The 15,047-nt window shown below is 66.1% G+C and carries 14 protein-coding genes and 1 pseudogene; 8 read left to right on the forward strand and 7 right to left on the reverse strand.

Annotated elements, in window-relative coordinates:
* Window positions 1–20: 20 nt before the first annotated feature.
* Window positions 21–2,027: a hypothetical protein gene (locus tag JWP90_RS05475; RefSeq protein ID WP_297360773.1), complete on the reverse strand. Its 2,007-nt coding sequence runs from the start codon at window positions 2,025–2,027 to the stop codon at window positions 21–23.
* 246 nt (window positions 2,028–2,273) lie between these two features.
* Here JWP90_RS05475 and JWP90_RS05480 point away from each other — a divergent pair, with 246 nt between their 5' ends.
* The 4 genes from JWP90_RS05480 (at window position 2,274) to JWP90_RS05495 (ending at window position 6,472) form a co-directional block, all read left to right on the forward strand.
* Window positions 2,274–3,524: an alanine racemase gene (locus JWP90_RS05480; protein ID WP_297360776.1), complete on the forward strand. Its 1,251-nt coding sequence runs from the start codon at window positions 2,274–2,276 to the stop codon at window positions 3,522–3,524.
* A complete protein-coding gene (locus JWP90_RS05485) occupies window positions 3,521–4,834 on the forward strand; it encodes a D-arabinono-1,4-lactone oxidase (protein WP_297360779.1) in 1,314 nt (437 codons plus the stop codon). The genes JWP90_RS05480 and JWP90_RS05485 overlap by 4 nt, the downstream gene beginning before the upstream one ends.
* A gap of 116 nt (window positions 4,835–4,950) precedes the next feature.
* Entirely contained in the window at window positions 4,951–5,517 is a 567-nt protein-coding gene (locus JWP90_RS05490) for a LemA family protein (RefSeq protein ID WP_297360781.1), read from the forward strand.
* 73 nt (window positions 5,518–5,590) lie between these two features.
* Entirely contained in the window at window positions 5,591–6,472 is an 882-nt protein-coding gene (locus tag JWP90_RS05495) for a M48 family metallopeptidase (protein WP_297360784.1), read from the forward strand.
* A 292-nt stretch (window positions 6,473–6,764) separates the two neighbouring features.
* Here the strand turns inward: JWP90_RS05495 and JWP90_RS05500 are convergent, their stop codons facing one another.
* Window positions 6,765–8,312 carry a hypothetical protein gene (locus tag JWP90_RS05500; RefSeq protein ID WP_297360787.1) on the reverse strand — a complete coding sequence of 516 codons (1,548 nt, stop codon included), beginning with the start codon at window positions 8,310–8,312 and terminating at the stop codon, window positions 6,765–6,767.
* A gap of 104 nt (window positions 8,313–8,416) precedes the next feature.
* Window positions 8,417–9,643 (reverse strand): crosslink repair DNA glycosylase YcaQ family protein, encoded by a 1,227-nt coding sequence (locus tag JWP90_RS05505; RefSeq protein WP_297360790.1) that lies wholly within the window; start codon window positions 9,641–9,643, stop codon window positions 8,417–8,419.
* 50 nt (window positions 9,644–9,693) lie between these two features.
* Here JWP90_RS05505 and JWP90_RS05510 point away from each other — a divergent pair, with 50 nt between their 5' ends.
* Together JWP90_RS05510 and ilvA are read left to right on the forward strand one after the other, a co-directional pair.
* Entirely contained in the window at window positions 9,694–10,962 is a 1,269-nt protein-coding gene (locus JWP90_RS05510; protein WP_297360793.1) for an AI-2E family transporter, read from the forward strand.
* Window positions 10,955–12,196, forward strand: coding sequence for a threonine ammonia-lyase (ilvA, locus tag JWP90_RS05515; protein WP_297360796.1), 1,242 nt, complete (start codon window positions 10,955–10,957; stop codon window positions 12,194–12,196). Before JWP90_RS05510 ends, ilvA begins: the two co-directional genes overlap by 8 nt.
* A gap of 61 nt (window positions 12,197–12,257) precedes the next feature.
* On the opposite strand, the gene greA is transcribed toward ilvA, so the two are convergent.
* Together greA and JWP90_RS05525 are read right to left on the reverse strand one after the other, a co-directional pair.
* The gene (gene greA, locus JWP90_RS05520) at window positions 12,258–12,749 is read right to left on the reverse strand and encodes a transcription elongation factor GreA (RefSeq protein ID WP_297360799.1); all 492 of its coding nucleotides are present in this window, start codon (window positions 12,747–12,749) and stop codon (window positions 12,258–12,260) included.
* Between the two features lie 83 nt (window positions 12,750–12,832).
* Window positions 12,833–13,252, reverse strand: coding sequence for a DUF4307 domain-containing protein (locus tag JWP90_RS05525; RefSeq protein ID WP_297360802.1), 420 nt, complete (start codon window positions 13,250–13,252; stop codon window positions 12,833–12,835).
* Between the two features lie 86 nt (window positions 13,253–13,338).
* On the opposite strand from JWP90_RS05525, the gene mca reads away from it, so the two are divergent.
* Both mca and JWP90_RS05535 read left to right on the forward strand, forming a co-directional pair.
* Window positions 13,339–14,205, forward strand: coding sequence for a mycothiol conjugate amidase Mca (mca, locus tag JWP90_RS05530; RefSeq protein ID WP_297360805.1), 867 nt, complete (start codon window positions 13,339–13,341; stop codon window positions 14,203–14,205).
* A complete protein-coding gene (locus tag JWP90_RS05535; RefSeq protein ID WP_297360808.1) occupies window positions 14,202–14,516 on the forward strand; it encodes a hypothetical protein in 315 nt (104 codons plus the stop codon). The genes mca and JWP90_RS05535 overlap by 4 nt, the downstream gene beginning before the upstream one ends.
* A gap of 153 nt (window positions 14,517–14,669) precedes the next feature.
* Here JWP90_RS05535 and JWP90_RS13165 read toward each other — a convergent pair.
* Both JWP90_RS13165 and JWP90_RS05545 read right to left on the reverse strand, forming a co-directional pair.
* Window positions 14,670–14,948, reverse strand: a pseudogene (locus JWP90_RS13165) (hypothetical protein); the annotation flags it as partial.
* A partial coding sequence (locus JWP90_RS05545; protein WP_297360811.1) for a hypothetical protein occupies window positions 14,860–15,047 on the reverse strand: 188 nt, incomplete at its 5' end. The pseudogene JWP90_RS13165 and the gene JWP90_RS05545, both read right to left, overlap by 89 nt.

Genomic DNA, 15,047 nt, shown 5'->3' on the forward strand with positions numbered 1-15,047 from the left:
ACACAGAAGAACCGGACGGGTCAGTCAGCTGTCAGGGCCGGATGGATCAGCCGGCGCCAGATCCACAGCGACAGACCAAGCGCTCCGAACCCCAGCACGATCAGGAACCCGACGACGATCTCACCGCTGGTCTCCCACACGTCGACGACCGGGGCGAGAAGCACAAAAAGCACGGTCAGGACGATGGCCGCCGACAGGAACCAGACGGGTCGTGACCACGTGAGCAGCGCGCGCCCGTCCATCCTGCCCAGAGGAATCAAGAGGACAGCAGCCGATCCCACGCCTGCCATGGCCGCGATGTTGGCGGTCTCGACCAGCAGCGACCCGAGGAACCCGGACGGAGCGCCGAGCAGTGTGGACGCCAGCCAGGCAAGAACGCCCGCCGCGAAGACGGCACCGATCCGGATTCCGGCAATCATCCCGCGCGCCACTCTGGCTCCTGACACGGCGCTGACCGTGAAGACAATGGTGTAAAGCAGCGCCGGTTGCAGCTCGAGGACCCGGGACACAAGCGCGACCGCGGCCACGGACAGAAGGAGCCGCGGCGACAGGGCGATGCGGGCGGGCCCGGTCGGCAGACGCGAAGCCAGAAGAGCGGGTGCCAGGGTCGCGACCAGGTTGATCCCCGCCACCGCGAGGACCGACGCGAGAAGCAACCGCAGGTAGCCGGGTTCGCCATGTACCGGATTGGCGAAGAGAACGATGGCCGCAGCGACGAAGACCAGGAGCACCGAGACCGCCTTCTCGCCTGCACCGCTGAACATCGGGGCCGGGTCGTCGTGGGTAGGCGCCCGGTTACGACCGGTGAGACTCAGCGGTGCACCCAACACCCGTCGCCCGCCCACCGTGGTCGCGAGCAGCCGAGCGGGGACAAGCAGCAGGAGGATGGCGATTGCTGCGAGCACCAGTGCGCGCGGCCAGGACGGGCCGGCGGCGGCGAGGGCACTCGGGACAGCGGTCGTGAACGGTGTTGCGGCGTCCCAGCTGCCCGGGTCAGGGGGCCGCGGTGCCGGGACAGCCGGTTCTTCCGGTGCGACCGGCGCCGGAGCCGGTGAAGTCGATGACGGCGCGGGTGGCACGACTGGGGGAGCCGCCGGGGCACCCTGGCTCGGAGACGGGGCGTGCGTCGTCGGCTTCGCCACCGTGATGGTGACCGGAGTGCTTCCCGCACCGGCGTTACCTGCAGCATCCGTCTGGAAGGAGGTGACCGTCACCGCACCGGTCGGCAGGGTCGCTCCCGTGCAACTCCAGACGCCGCCGGACACGAGAGCGGAGCAGACGTCGAGGTCCGCCCCGGATGCCGCCAGCGCGAAGACGTTCACGGTCGCGCCGTCCTCACCGGTCCCTGAGTACAGGGCTCCAGTGGGGGAGACGGTGCTTCCGGAGACGGGGAAGGCGATGGTCGGTGCGGCCGGTGGGTCGACGTCGAGCCAGATCGTGCGGCTCAGGCTGGGATCGGACTGCCCGCCGTGACTGAACGATGCCGATTGGGTGGCGTTCAGCGTGTAGCTGCCGCTCCCGAGGCTGCGCGGCAGGACGTATGCCCAGGCGCCGTCCGGCCCTGCGGGGAAGCTCCAGGTCGTTCCGCCGCCGATGGACAGTGTGATCTGGGCGTTGGGGTAGGCGTCACCTCGAACGAGACCCCCGGTCAGCAAGGGAGACGTTCCCGCGAGCGTCGGCGGCGCGAGGACATCGACCCGCACAGGCTGGGATTCGAGGTCTTCACCGCCGACGACGAGTTGCACTGCGCTGACGGGAATTCCGGGGCCGTTCGGGAGACGGGAGACGGTGCACGAGAAGTCCGTGCCGGCGGTCCGGATGGTGCACACGTTCGTCCGCGACGTTCCGGCCAGGATCTGCACCTCGGAGCCGGCTTCCTTCGTGCCGGTGATGACGGCGCTCGCCGAACCGAGGAACGAACCATCGGCCGGTGACGTGATCGTCGGAGCCGCGTCGTCGAGGGAGTGGGGGATCAGCTCCTGTTCGGCGTGTGCAGCCGTCGGCACGACGATGAGGAGGAGCAGCACCGCTAGGGATGCTGCCGCAAGCGCCGGGAGTGTGGGCGGGAAGGCGCGCGTGCGTTGCCGAGTCAGTTCGACCGACCGGCCCCCGTCACGTCGAGCAGCACTGAAAATCCCCACCGTATTTCCATTTACGTTTGTGCCGTGCGGCATGTCAAACGAACTCGATCCTTTGGGGGTGTTTCACAGCATCGGGTCCCGGTACCGGGCATCCGAAAACCGCTAACGTGGGATCCGACGAAGGGAGTGCCGATGGCGATCACGCTCTCCTCGGTCGGACCCGCCGCGGTCGCCCCCGCTCCCTGGCTGGACCCCTCACGGTTCTGGGTCGGCCTCGAAGCCGCCACCGCCGGCCTTGAGAGCCCGCTTGCTGTTCTCGAGCTGGGCGCGCTTCGCTTCAACAGGCACGACCTGGTTCGCCGGGCGGCCGGCAAACCGATCCGCGTGGCAAGCAAGTCGATCCGAGTGCGCGGTATCACCGAGGCACTGCTCGAAACCGACGGCTACGCCGGAGTGCTCGCCTTCACCCTGCCTGAAGCTCTCTGGCTGGCGGAAACGGTGGATGACGTCGTCGTCGGGTATCCGACCGCCGACGCCGATGCCATCCGCCGGCTGGCCGAGGACCCGCTCGCGGCCGCACGGGTGACCCTCATGGTCGATTCGGTGGAACACCTCGATTTCATCGACGCGTGCGTGTCGCCGAACCAGCGGGAGAGTTTGCGCCTCTGTCTGGAACTGGACGTGTCGTGGCGGTCGCCAGTGCCGCTTGGCCATGTCGGTGTCTGGCGTTCACCGATTCGCACCGCCGAAGAAGCTGCCGCCTTCGCGCGCGTCGTCGAGGCCCGCGCCGGTTTCACGCTCGTCGGCATGATGGCGTACGAAGCCCAGATCGCCGGGCTCGGGGACCGGAACGACCCCAGTGGTTCCTGGTCGCTCACGAAACGCTGGATGAAACGCCGGTCGATCGCCGAACTCACCGAGCGGCGTGCCGCTGCCGTTGCGGCCGTGCGGCGGGTCGCCGAGCTCGAGTTCGTCAACGGCGGCGGCACAGGCTCCGTCGAGAGCACCGCCCAGGACGAGTCGGTCACGGAGATTGCTGCAGGCAGCGGCGTCCTCGGCGGGCATCTGTTCGACAACTATCGGTCATTCCACCCAGCTCCCGCTGCGTCGTTCGCCCTCTCGGTCGTGCGCAAGCCCGCCCCGTCGATGGCTGTCATCCTCGGCGGCGGCTGGGTGGCATCCGGCCCGCCTGGTGAGGACAGGATGCCGCGACTGGAATGGCCGACGGGGCTTCACCTCGTACCGCGGGAGATGGCCGGTGAGGTGCAGACGCCCATCCGCGGTGAAGCGGCGTCGAACTTGGGAACGGGCGACCGGGTGTGGCTGAGGCACTCGAAGTCCGGCGAGCTGAGCGAACGGGTCAACGAATTCGTGGTCGTCGACAACGACAGGGTCGTCGACCGGCTCCCGACCTATCGCGGCGAAGGGAAGGCCTTCCTGTGACTGCGACGGGGGCGGTGTGGCACAACTGGGCCCGGACCGAACAGGCCAGACCGCTGCGGGTCGAACGACCGCGGTCGACTGCCGCCGTGCAGCGCGCCGTTCGCGCCGCAAGCGGATCCGGCATCCCGATCAAGGCGGTCGGCGCTGGGCACTCGTTCTCCGGGATCGCCGTCGCGACCGGTGTGCAACTCGCCCTGGATGATCTCTCGGGCCTCATCGGCCGGCCGACCGCCGACGGGCGCGCCTCGTTCTACGCGGGCACCCGGCTGCGCGACATCCCCCGGCTCCTTGCCCCATACAACCTCGCCATGACCAACCTCTGCGACATCGATCGACAGAGCATCAGCGGCGCGATCTCCACCGGAACGCATGGCACCGGCGCTTCATACGGGGGACTGGCCGGCCAGGTGCGCGGGCTGACGCTCATCACCGGTGACGGCGAGATTCTGCGCATCGACGACGATGACAACGCTGAACTGCTCCCGGCTGCCGTACTCGGGCTCGGTGCCCTCGGAATCATCGCCGAAGTGACGATCGCCTGCGTACCGCGCTTCCTCGTCGAGGCGGTCGAAAGGTCGGAGCCGCTCGCCGACGTGTTGGATTCGCTTGCCGAACGCGTGGCATCCGCTGACCATTTCGAGTTGTTCTGGTTCCCGCACACGACGACGGCGCTGACGAAGACCAACACCCGGTTGCCCGGCACTTCTGCGCGGCACCCCCTGCCGTTCGCGAAGCGATGGGTCGACGACACGCTGCTGGCGAACGGAGTGTACCGAGCCGCCTGCTTCGCCGGCACCGTCATGCCGCCGGTGATTCCCTCCGTGAACCGGATGGCCGCCAGGCTGGCCGGAAACCGCCGGTACACGGATCTATCCCACCGGGTCTTCACGACCGAACGGTCGATCCGTTTCCGTGAGATGGAGTACGCACTGCCGGCCGACAAGGTGCCGACCGTCGTCCGCGAGATCGAGACGCTCATCGCCCAGAGGCGATGGCGGATCAGCTTTCCGATCGAAGTTCGGTTCGCTGCCGCGGATTCCCTGTGGCTGTCGACCGCGTACGGCCGCGACACCGGTTACGTCGCCGTCCATCGCTACGTGCACGAGAACCCCGCGCGGTATTTCGCCGCGGTCGAAGCGATCCTCATCGAACACGGTGGACGTCCGCACTGGGGAAAGATGCACACGCAGGATGCTGGTTCGCTTCGGGCGTTGTACCCGCACTTCGACGATTTCCTTGCGGTGCGCAACCGCCTGGATCCGCGCCGGCTGTTCTCGAACCCCTATCTGAACCGCGTCCTCGGCCCATGACTCCGAACGCTTGGCTTGACGACAGGCCACATCCTCAGGGAGCCATCGGGTCGCACCCGTAGACTGAAGCGGTCCACCGCACGCACTGCATGCCAGCACATCAAGGAGCTCTCGCCATGGAATGGCTCATTCCTGTACTCATCATCGTCGCACTGGCGGTTATCGTCGGTATTTACTTCTGGGTCACGTACAACTCCCTGGTGTCCCTCAACGTGCGCGTTGACGAGGCCTGGAGCGACATCACCGTGCAGCTCAAGCGGCGAGCGGATCTGATTCCGAACCTGATCGAATCGGTGAAGGGTTATGCAGCCCACGAGCGGGCCGTGTTCGAGAATGTCACCCGCGCACGGGCAGAGACCCTGAGCGCGCAGGGGCCGGCAGACGCATCGGCGGCCGAAAATCACATGCAGCAGGCGCTCAAGTCGATCTTCGCCGTCGCTGAGGCGTACCCGCAGCTGCAGGCGAGCCAGAACTACCTCCAGCTCCAGGGCGAACTGGTCGACACCGAAGACAAGATCCAGGCGTCACGCCGCTTCTACAACGGAGGCGTGCGCGAGCTGAACACCAAGATCAAGGTCTTCCCGAACAACCTCATCGCGAAGAACCTCGGATTCACCGAGCGTGACTTCTTCGAGGTCACTGACAACGCGGCCATCGCTGAGCCGCCGCGCGTGCAGTTCTAGACACTTCGACACGGGCTCGGGCGCGCTGACGGGCGCCCGAGCCTTTTCTGTATCTCTCGTGAAAGGACGATGAATGTACAGGGCCATCCGCAGGAACAAGGTGAACACCGTGATCATCATCGCGATCTTCCTGCTGATCATCGGCGGGCTCGGGGCCCTGGCGGGGTACATCTACAACAGCCCAACCATCGTCACTTTCACGATCGTCGGTGCGACCGCATACGCGATCTTCCAGTACTTCTTCGCGTCGAAGCAGACCCTCGCGATCAGTGGCGGTCATGAGATCGAGAAGCGCGACAACCCGCGGCTGTACCGGATCGTGGAGAACCTCGCCATCACGACGGGCATGCCCATGCCCAAGGTGTATCTCATCGACGATCCGGCCCCGAACGCCTTCGCGACCGGTCGCGACCCGCAGCACGCATCCGTCGCCGCGACCACCGGGCTGCTCGACATCCTCACCGACTCCGAACTCGAGGGAGTGATGGCCCACGAGATGGGTCACGTGCGCAACTATGACATCCGGGTGTCGATGATCGTCTTCGGGCTCGTCGTCGCTGTGGGCTTCCTCGCCGACATGTTCCTGCGCATGGCCTGGTTCGGCGGCGGGAACCGCAACAACAACGGCGGCAACCCGGTCGTGCTCGTATTGGGAATCGTCGCGATGATCATCGCACCGCTTCTGGCCAGCATGGTGCAGCTCGCGGTCTCGCGGCAACGCGAATACCTGGCGGATGCGACGGGTGCGCTCACGACGCGGCATCCGGATGCGCTCGCAAGCGCCCTGCTCAAACTGCAGGCATACGGCCGGCCGATGCGGCGGCAGAACTCTTCGATGGCCCACCTGTGGATCGCGGATCCGCTGAAGCCGGGCGCCGTGGCGCGGCTCTTCGCGACGCACCCGCCGATCGAGGAGCGGGTCGCCCGGTTGCGCAGCATCGGCGGCGGGTTCTAGCCAGCCGTTCCCGTTCGTCCGTCACGAAGGTCGGCTTTGTGCGACGGAACCCGGCATGCGCGACGGATGAATCCGGTGGCTGCGTTACCTGGTCGATCCGTCCGTCACGAACGTCGGTTTTGGGCGCGGGAACCCGGCATGCGCGACGGATGGATCCGGTGGCTTGTGAACCGAGCCCCGTTCGTGTGACGCACCTGCGATGCCACCCAGTTCATCGGACGTGGACGCCGGGTTCCCGCCGCCACAGTCGGAGCGAACCCGCCGGCCCGCTCCGCTTTCCGGTCGCTGAGATCTAGTAGATGTCCTCGAGCGTCACCGTTTCACCGTCGATCACAATGGTGCCGGTGAGCGCCCAGTCATCCCGAGTCGTGAAGGTTTCGGTTCCCGTGCCGCCGCCGTACAGCGTGCCGGTTGCTGTCGCCGTCACCTTTCCACCTTCAGTAGTGAAGCGGGCACCGGACTCGTCGACGGTCACGACAGGGTACTTCTCGACGGAGTACTTCATCGCCGGCTGGTCAGCAAACGTGAACGGCGCGCCGGAGTACATGTCGCACTCGCCTGGGTCGGTCGCGGAAGCGGCGCAGGCATCCAGGTGCTTGTTCAGCGCCTCCTGCACGGCGCTGGTGAGTTCTTCGCTCGGCGTGAACTCCACCTCGACGGCTTCATAGCGCGCCTTCGAGCCTGTCCCGGCCACGAAGCTCTGCGTCTCGGCCTCGAAGAAGTCGCCTTCAGGGGCGCCGATCTCGTATGACGCTGGGTAGGCGGGCAGGTCGTATGCCTTACCGAAGTCGATGTCCTTGCCGTTGACGGAGACGACCGTGCCCTGGCTCGCGTAGACATGCACAGCGGAGAGCAGTGGCTTGTCGATTCTCCAGTTGTCGAAGAAGACACCCTGCTTGCCGTCTTTGCTGAGTGCGATGATGTCGTCGAACGCCGTGCCGTCGATGCTGTAGCTGACCTCGGCGTAGGCGGACTCACCACGCGTGGTGACCTCGGTGACCTTGGCGTTCTTCATGAACGCTTTCGCCTCGCCGAGAATGTCGTCCGAGAGCAGAGCTGCGGCGTTCTTGGTCACTCCCGGGTCGACGAGCTTGTTCGCTTCTGCGGCGTTGCCCTGGCTGATGGCGCTGAGATACGTCTTCACCGTGGCTCCCGGGCCGAACTGCGAGCCGCCGATGACGTTCACGATGACTGACGCGATGATGAGGACAAGCACCACGCCGGCGCCGATCGCCGAGAACAGGATGGTCTTCTTCTTTTTCTTCGGATCCATCGGCGGGCGCTGCGATACCCGCGGTTGAGGGTACCCCGCGGGAGTCGCACCCGGGGGGTACGGTGCGCCCTGTGGGTATCCCGTCTGCTGGGCGCCCTGGCTGTAGGCGCCCTGCGTGTAGGCGCCCTGCGTGTACGCGCCGTGCGTGTATGCGTTCTGCGCGTATGCCGCGGCCTGCTGTGCGCCCTGGCTGTACGCCTCGGCTGCGCCCTGAGGATATGGATTCTGGCCAGGGACAGGGTTCTGCCCGTACGGGTTCTGCGGCGTGTGGTGCTCCTGGTCGTATCCGGCCTGAGGCTGGCTGTCGGGGTTCTGCGAGGAGGCGGCCGTGCCCTGAGAAGAAGGGTCCTGCGCAGCAGCGTCGGCGCCCTGAACATACGGTGCGTTCCCGGTCGCTGCCTGCTGCCCGGCTGGCGGCTCCTCTACGTACGCTCGCTGCGCGTACGCGACTCCCTGGCTGTACGCATCCTCGTGCGGATAAGCCTGTTGCGGTGTTTCGGTCGATCCCCCCGGCGGCACCGAGCCCTCCCCGTGAGCTGCTTCTGGCGTCTTATCGTCCGTGGCCATGAAAAAGGTCCCCTTCATCGAGCGTGATCGTTGCCAACCTACCATCGAAGAGAACCCGGAAATCGTTGATACGGGCGCGGAAATTCCCTGATCTTGCGGCAGTTCTACTCATCCTCGTTCGGCCGGACTCCGAGCGCGCCGGCGAGCTCTTTGGCAAGTGTCCCGCGCCCGGCTACCGTGATCGTTTCGTTCCGCTGCCAGGCGGCTGTCTGCCTGAGCAGCGCCGCAACCCTGTCGGCTGCATCCGCCGGTGCACCAGGCTCAAGCCACGCGGCCTGCACGCGCAGGATGCCGGCGGCACGGTCGTTCTTGAGGTCCAGCCGTGCCGATAGGTGATCGTTGAGGAGAACAGGGAGCACGTAGTACCCGTGCACCCGCTTGGGTTTGGGCGTGTAGATCTCGATCCGGTAGTGGAAGTCGAACATCCGCAAAGCACGGCTGCGCGCCCAGACGATCGGATCGAAGGGGGAGAGGAGGGCGGATGCCTCCATTGTGCGCGGGCGTCTGGCGGCGCTGTGCAACCAGGCTTGCCTTGGCTGTGCGCCTCGGAGCCACCCCGGCACTGTGACCGGCAGCAGTTCCCCGGCGTCTTCGAGTTCGCTCACCGCGGTTCGCGTGTCTGCCGACGGGAGGCGGTAATAGTCAGCCAGGTCATCGAGCGTGCCGATGCCCGAGGCGATGGCGGCGCGTCGAACGAGTTCGCGAATGGCGTCGCCCCGCGGGACGTCCCGGTTCAGAACAGCCGGGGGGAGGACCTGCTCGGGGAGGGCGTATCGCCGTTCGAACCCGGCCCGGCCCGCCGACACGATCTCACCCCATCTGAACAGCGTTTCGAGGCCGATCTTGACGTCGGACCAGCCCCACCACGGGCCGACGCGTTTGTTGGCGTCGTGCTCGATCGCACTCGCCGGCAGTGGGCCCTTCTCTGCCAGTTCAGCGTGCAGCCAACGCAGAAAAGGACCGTTGGCTGTGGCCCAGCTCTGCGGGTCGGTGAGGCTCTTGTCCCGGTAGGACTGCATCCGCCACCGGAACAGTGGCCAGCTCGCCTGGGGCATGATCGTCGCCTCATGACCCCAGTACTCGATGTAGCGGCCGGAAACAGCAAAGGTGAGCGTGTCGAGGGCGGACTTGTCGAAAGCGCCGAGCCGGGCGAAAACAGGCAGGTAGTGGCTGCGCTCGAACACGTTCACCGAATCGATCTGAAGGATGCCGAGCCGGTCGACGAGGGAGTTCAACTGTCTCGTGCCAGGATTCGCCGGGTGTGGACGACCGAAGCCCTGCGCGGCGAGGCCGATCCGGCGAGCAAGTGCCGGTGCCACGCTGTTCGCCATAAGCCCGACGTTAGCGTGTCCCTCTGACAGCCGGAGCATAGACTGATCCGGTGGCGAAAACGACGGAGAAGAACTGGTGGGGTCGCGTGTTCCGACCCGCCGATTCCCCTGTCGACGATCGAGCGCCCGCAAGTGAGATCGAGGACGATGTCCCCCGCGCCATGCGGATCGCAGGCGCCTGGTCGTGGCGACTCCTCGTCATCGCCGCAGCCCTCGCGGTTCTGATCTTTCTCGTCGTCCAGCTTCGGCTGATCGTCATCCCATTGTTCATCGGCGTGCTCGTGTCGGCGCTGCTCACTCCCTTCATCGAGCTCCTCACCCGGCATCGCTGGCCGAGGGGACTCGCGATCGCGACAGCCATCCTTGGCACTGTCGCGGTCGTCGGCGGCCTGCTTTGGCTGGTGATCTGGCAGATCACGCGGGAATTCTCTGAAGTGCAGCAGAGAACAGCGGTCTCGTTCAACGAGTTGAAGACCGCGCTGCTCCAGTCGCCGCTTCACCTCACCGAGACACAGATCAACGATTTCATCCGGGATATGCTCGCAACGGTCCAGAACGACAGCCAGACCCTGCTGAGCGGTGCGCTCTCGCTCGGTTCGACGCTGGGCCATGTGGCTACCGGCTTGTTCCTCGCCATCTTCTGCCTCGTTTTCGTGCTCATCGACGGCCGGGGCATCTGGGGCTGGCTCGTTCGCCTGACCCCGATGAAGGCTCAACCAGCGATCGACGGCGCGGGCAAGGCAGGCTGGTTCACGTTGACCAACTACGCGAGAACACAGATCCTCGTCGCATCGATCGACGCGTTCGGCATCGGCCTGGGCGCTTTCCTACTCGGCGTGCCGCTGGCGATCCCGATCGGTGTGCTGGTCTTCCTTGGCTCATTCGTGCCGATCGTCGGTGCGGTGGTCACCGGCATCGTCGCCGTCTTCGTCGCCCTCGTGTACAACGGCTGGTTCATCGCCCTTCTGATGCTCGGTGTGGTTCTGCTCGTGCAGCAGATCGAGGGTCATGTGCTGCAGCCGCTCCTGATGGGCGCCGCAGTCAAGGTGCACCCGCTTGCAGTCGTTTTGGTCGTAGCGGGGGGCACACTGGTCGCCGGAATCCCAGGCGCACTGTTCGCTGTTCCGGTCGCGGCCGTGATCAACGTGATGTTCCGGTACATTGCATCCGGCGCCTGGCGGACTGCGGGACTCCCGTCACCGCTTGTCGTCGGGGATGCCATCTGGCGTACCGTCCCCACCGAACGTCGCGCCCTGAAGCCGCTGCAGCCCAGGCACGCCAAGACCGCCCCCGAAACCAAGGGAACACCGAATGCATGAATCCACGCCGTCCCACCCCACACTCGAGCAGTTCGAGACGGCGAGGACCGTGGTCGCACGCGTCGCCCAGCAGACGCCGATGGAGAGTTCGCGATACCTTGCGGAGCTTCTCGGCGCCGATGTGTACCTCAAGTGCGAGAACCTCCAGCGCACCGGTTCCTACAAGATCCGCGGCGCCTACAACCGGATGGCGCAGCTCACCGATGAGGAACGCGCTCGCGGTGTCGTCGCGGCATCGGCGGGCAATCACGCGCAGGGGGTCGCCTTCGCCGCCCGGGAGCTCGGAATCGCCTCGACCATCTTCATGCCGATCGGGGTGCCTCTGCCCAAACTGCAGGCCACGAAAGCTTACGGAGCTGACGTGATCCTGCACGGGCACACCGTCGCCGAGCCCCTGCTCGCGGCAGCCGAGTACGCCGAGGAGACCGGGGCCATCTTCATCCCGCCCTTCGACCACCCCGACGTGATCGTGGGCCAGGGCACGCTGGGTCTGGAGATCTGGGAGTCGGTTCCCGACGTGCAGACGGTGGTCGTGCCGATCGGCGGCGGTGGCCTCATCGCCGGAGTCGCATCCGCCATGAAGCTGCGTGCGGCAGCGGCCGGCCGCTCGATCCGCGTCATCGGCGTCCAGGCGGCGAACGCGGCCGCGTACCCGCCCTCCCTCGTCGCGGGGATGCCGACGCAAGTTCCCGTTCAGGCGACCATCGCCGACGGGATCGCGGTCGGGAAGCCTGGCGCGCTCAACTTCGAGATGATCCGCGACCTCGTCGATGACATCGTCACGGTCTCAGAGGACGACATCGCCAAGGCACTGCTGGTCCTCCTCGAACGTGCCAAGCTCGTCGTCGAACCGGCAGGAGCTGTCGGTGTCGCGGCGATCCTCGCCGGGCTCGTCGCCCCTGCCGGCCCCACCGTCGTGATCCTCTCCGGCGGCAACATCGACCCGCTCCTGATGCAGCGCGTGATCAGTCACGGGTTGTCGGCATCCGACCGGTACCTGACGCTGCGGATTCCTCTGCCAGACCGGCCGGGGCAACTCGCCCGTACCGCTGAGCTCGTCGCCGAGGCGAACGCGAATGTCATCGAGGTGCTGCACACCCGCCACGGGCACGGCCTCAAGATCGGTGAGGTGGAACTCGAGTTGAGCGTCGAGACGCGCGGGCTCGAGCACCGCGAACTCGTGGTCGAAACACTTCGATCAGCCGGGTACTTCCCCCAGATCGTCGAAGACTGAACAGGGCACGAAAGAGAAACGGCCCGGCGATGTTCTCGCCGGGCCGTTTTCTGTCGTGAGGCTACTGGCCAGCGTACGTTTCGACCTTGGAGATCTTCACGGTGATCTCCTTGCCGTTCGGGGCGACGTATGTGGTGGTCGCGCCGACCTTGAGGCCCAGGATCGCGGCGCCGAGCGGGCTCTGCTCGCTGTACACGTCGAGGTCTGAGTTCGCGGCGATCTCCCGGTTGCCGAGGAGGAAGATCTCTTCGCCTCCGGCGACGGTGGCGGTGATGACGGTGCCTGGCTCGACGACTCCGTGGCTTTCGGGGGCGACGCCCACCGTGGCATCCCGAAGCAGCTGGGTCAGCGTGCGGATGCGCGCCTCCTGCTTGCCCTGCTCGTCCTTCGCGGCGTGGTAGCCGCCGTTCTCCTTGAGGTCGCCCTCTTCGCGAGCCGATTCGATCTTCTTGGCGATCTCTTCGCGGCCGACGGTGGACAGCATCTCGAGCTCGTCGGCGAGTCTGTCGTATGCATCCTGTGTCAGGAAGGTGACCTGAGTTTCAACAGCCATGGCGAACTCCAAACATAAACGGACGCCCTGACGAGGGCGTCAGGGCGTATCAAATCGACCCGGCGTTCGGGTATCAGACGAGCTTAGGCCAGCCAGCATCGATAAATCAAACCCGTTGAGGCGAGTTCAGTGGTGGTGACCGTCTCCGTGAAGCTCCGCGTTCGCTGGTCGGACGGGGGAATCTCCACAACCTTCCAGCCCACCACGGCGAACGTGTCATTGAGCGCCTGCACGGCGCAATGACTGGTCGTCCCCGTTGCTACCGACAGCTCGAAAGTGACCTCGACGGTGCGCTCGTCGACAACCACATGGGCCGTGTCCCTCACTTCGAGCGCCGCGGGGCCGACGGTGTCGAGCGCCGCCCAGACGACCCACGCCACGAAGACCAGCGCGAACACGCCGCCGGCGATCCAGCCCAGGCGTCGCTGGCGCCTTCGTGCTTGGGCGGACCGCCCGTACCGTTCGTCAAGGACGGAAGTCTCCCGCTGGGTGTTCGAAACCATCAACCCTCATCCTGCGAACGTTAGTCTGTACAGACAAGGCTAATCGCTTCTCAGCCCCCTCACTCTCACTGAAAGATCCGGTCATCGTGACACTCCGCTTGCTTTCGGTCCACGCGCACCCTGACGACGAGTCCAGCAAAGGCGCGGCGACAAATGCCTACTACCGCTCTCGCGGCGTCGAGGTGATGGTCGTCACCTGCACCGGTGGCGAACGCGGCGACATCCTGAACACGGAGCTCGAGGCCCGGGCCATGGGGGAGCGTGACCTTGCCGGTCTCCGCCGGCGGGAGATGGCGGCGGCCGCCAGCATCATGGACATCAGTCACCGCTGGCTCGGCTATACCGATTCGGGGATGCGCCGCGAAGACGGAAGCGTTCCGCCGAACTCCTTCGCCGCCATCCCGATCGCTACGTCGGCGGAACCGCTCGTGCGTGTCGTGCGTGAGTTCCGTCCGCACGTCATGGTCACCTACGACGAGAACGGGGGTTATCCGCACCCCGATCACGTGCGCTGCCATGAGGTTTCGGTCGCCGCGTTCGATGCCGCTGCCGACCCATCCGCGTACCCCGAGGCCGGCCCGGCCTGGGAGGTCTCGAAGCTGTACTACGACCACATCTTCAACTCCGAACGGGTGCAGGCGAACTTCGACGAACTGCTCCGTCAGGAGCCGGAATCGCCGCTCGTCGAGCAGCTCTCCGAGATGGTCGCCTGGATGAAGGAACGCCCTGCCCGGGCGACGACACACGTGCCGGCAGGTGACTTCTTCGAGGTGCGTGACGCGGCCCTCCGGGCGCACGCCAGCCAGGTCGCCGCCGACTCCAGCTTTTTCTTCTGGTCGAACGACCTGCAGCGTAAGGCCTGGCCCTACGAGGATTTCGAGCGCGTGCGCAGCAGCGTGCCGCTCGTCGCAAACGAGAGCGACCTGTTCGCCGGAATCGAGGACTCTGAATGATCGCCGCCAGCTGGAACATCGTCACGGATGCCGCGTGGCGGCTGGCCGCGACCCCGTCGCCGACGCCGACGCTCGACATCGACCCGAACGACGTGACTCCCGGCCCGGCCGGATTCTTCGTCGTTGCCCTCCTTGCCGCGGCCGTCTTCCTCCTGATCTTCGACATGCAGCGCCGGGTCCGCCGGGTGAATCACCGGGCGGAGATCAGTGAACGGTTGCAAGCCGAACTGGACGAGCGCGACCGCGTGGGCGACGATGGCCCCGCGTCTGACGGTGGCGTCGACCCGAAATCGGGCGACAAGCCGCTCTGAGATCAGGGGCTGCGTCACAGCACCGTTCGCATCTCCAGCTCGTTCCTCGTCGGATCGAAGTTGTCCGGGATGGTTCGACCGGTCAGCTCCTAGCCGCGGCGCCGGTAGAAAAGCGATCGCCCGGTCGTTGTCCTCGTGCACATGCAGGGTGAGGGTGTCGCCCAGCTCGCGAGCCCAGTCCTCGACAGCGTCCAGGAGCGCATCCGCCAGACATCCTCCGAGTTCACTTGGGCCGATTCGAGGGTCTCCAGAAACGCGACCGGGGTGTCCCGAAGCAGCTCCAGTCGAAGGTCCCGCACGCGCTGCCAGTCCTCTTCGCTCGGTCAGACGATGGTGACGGCGTTCATCCGGATACTGTATCGACCCTGGCGTGTCGGGCCCGGCGAACACCGTGCTCGGCGAGGGCGCCGCGGAACACCCCGATCGCCTCATCGCCGGTGGCCTCGGCGGCCACGAATCCGTCAGGGCGGACCAGGTAGAAACGGTCAGGTGAGAGCCTGCTCGCGCCGACCGTCGGGAAACTGTGGAACG

Source organism: Mycetocola sp., from assembly GCF_025464835.1.
GTDB lineage: Bacteria > Actinomycetota > Actinomycetes > Actinomycetales > Microbacteriaceae > Mycetocola_A.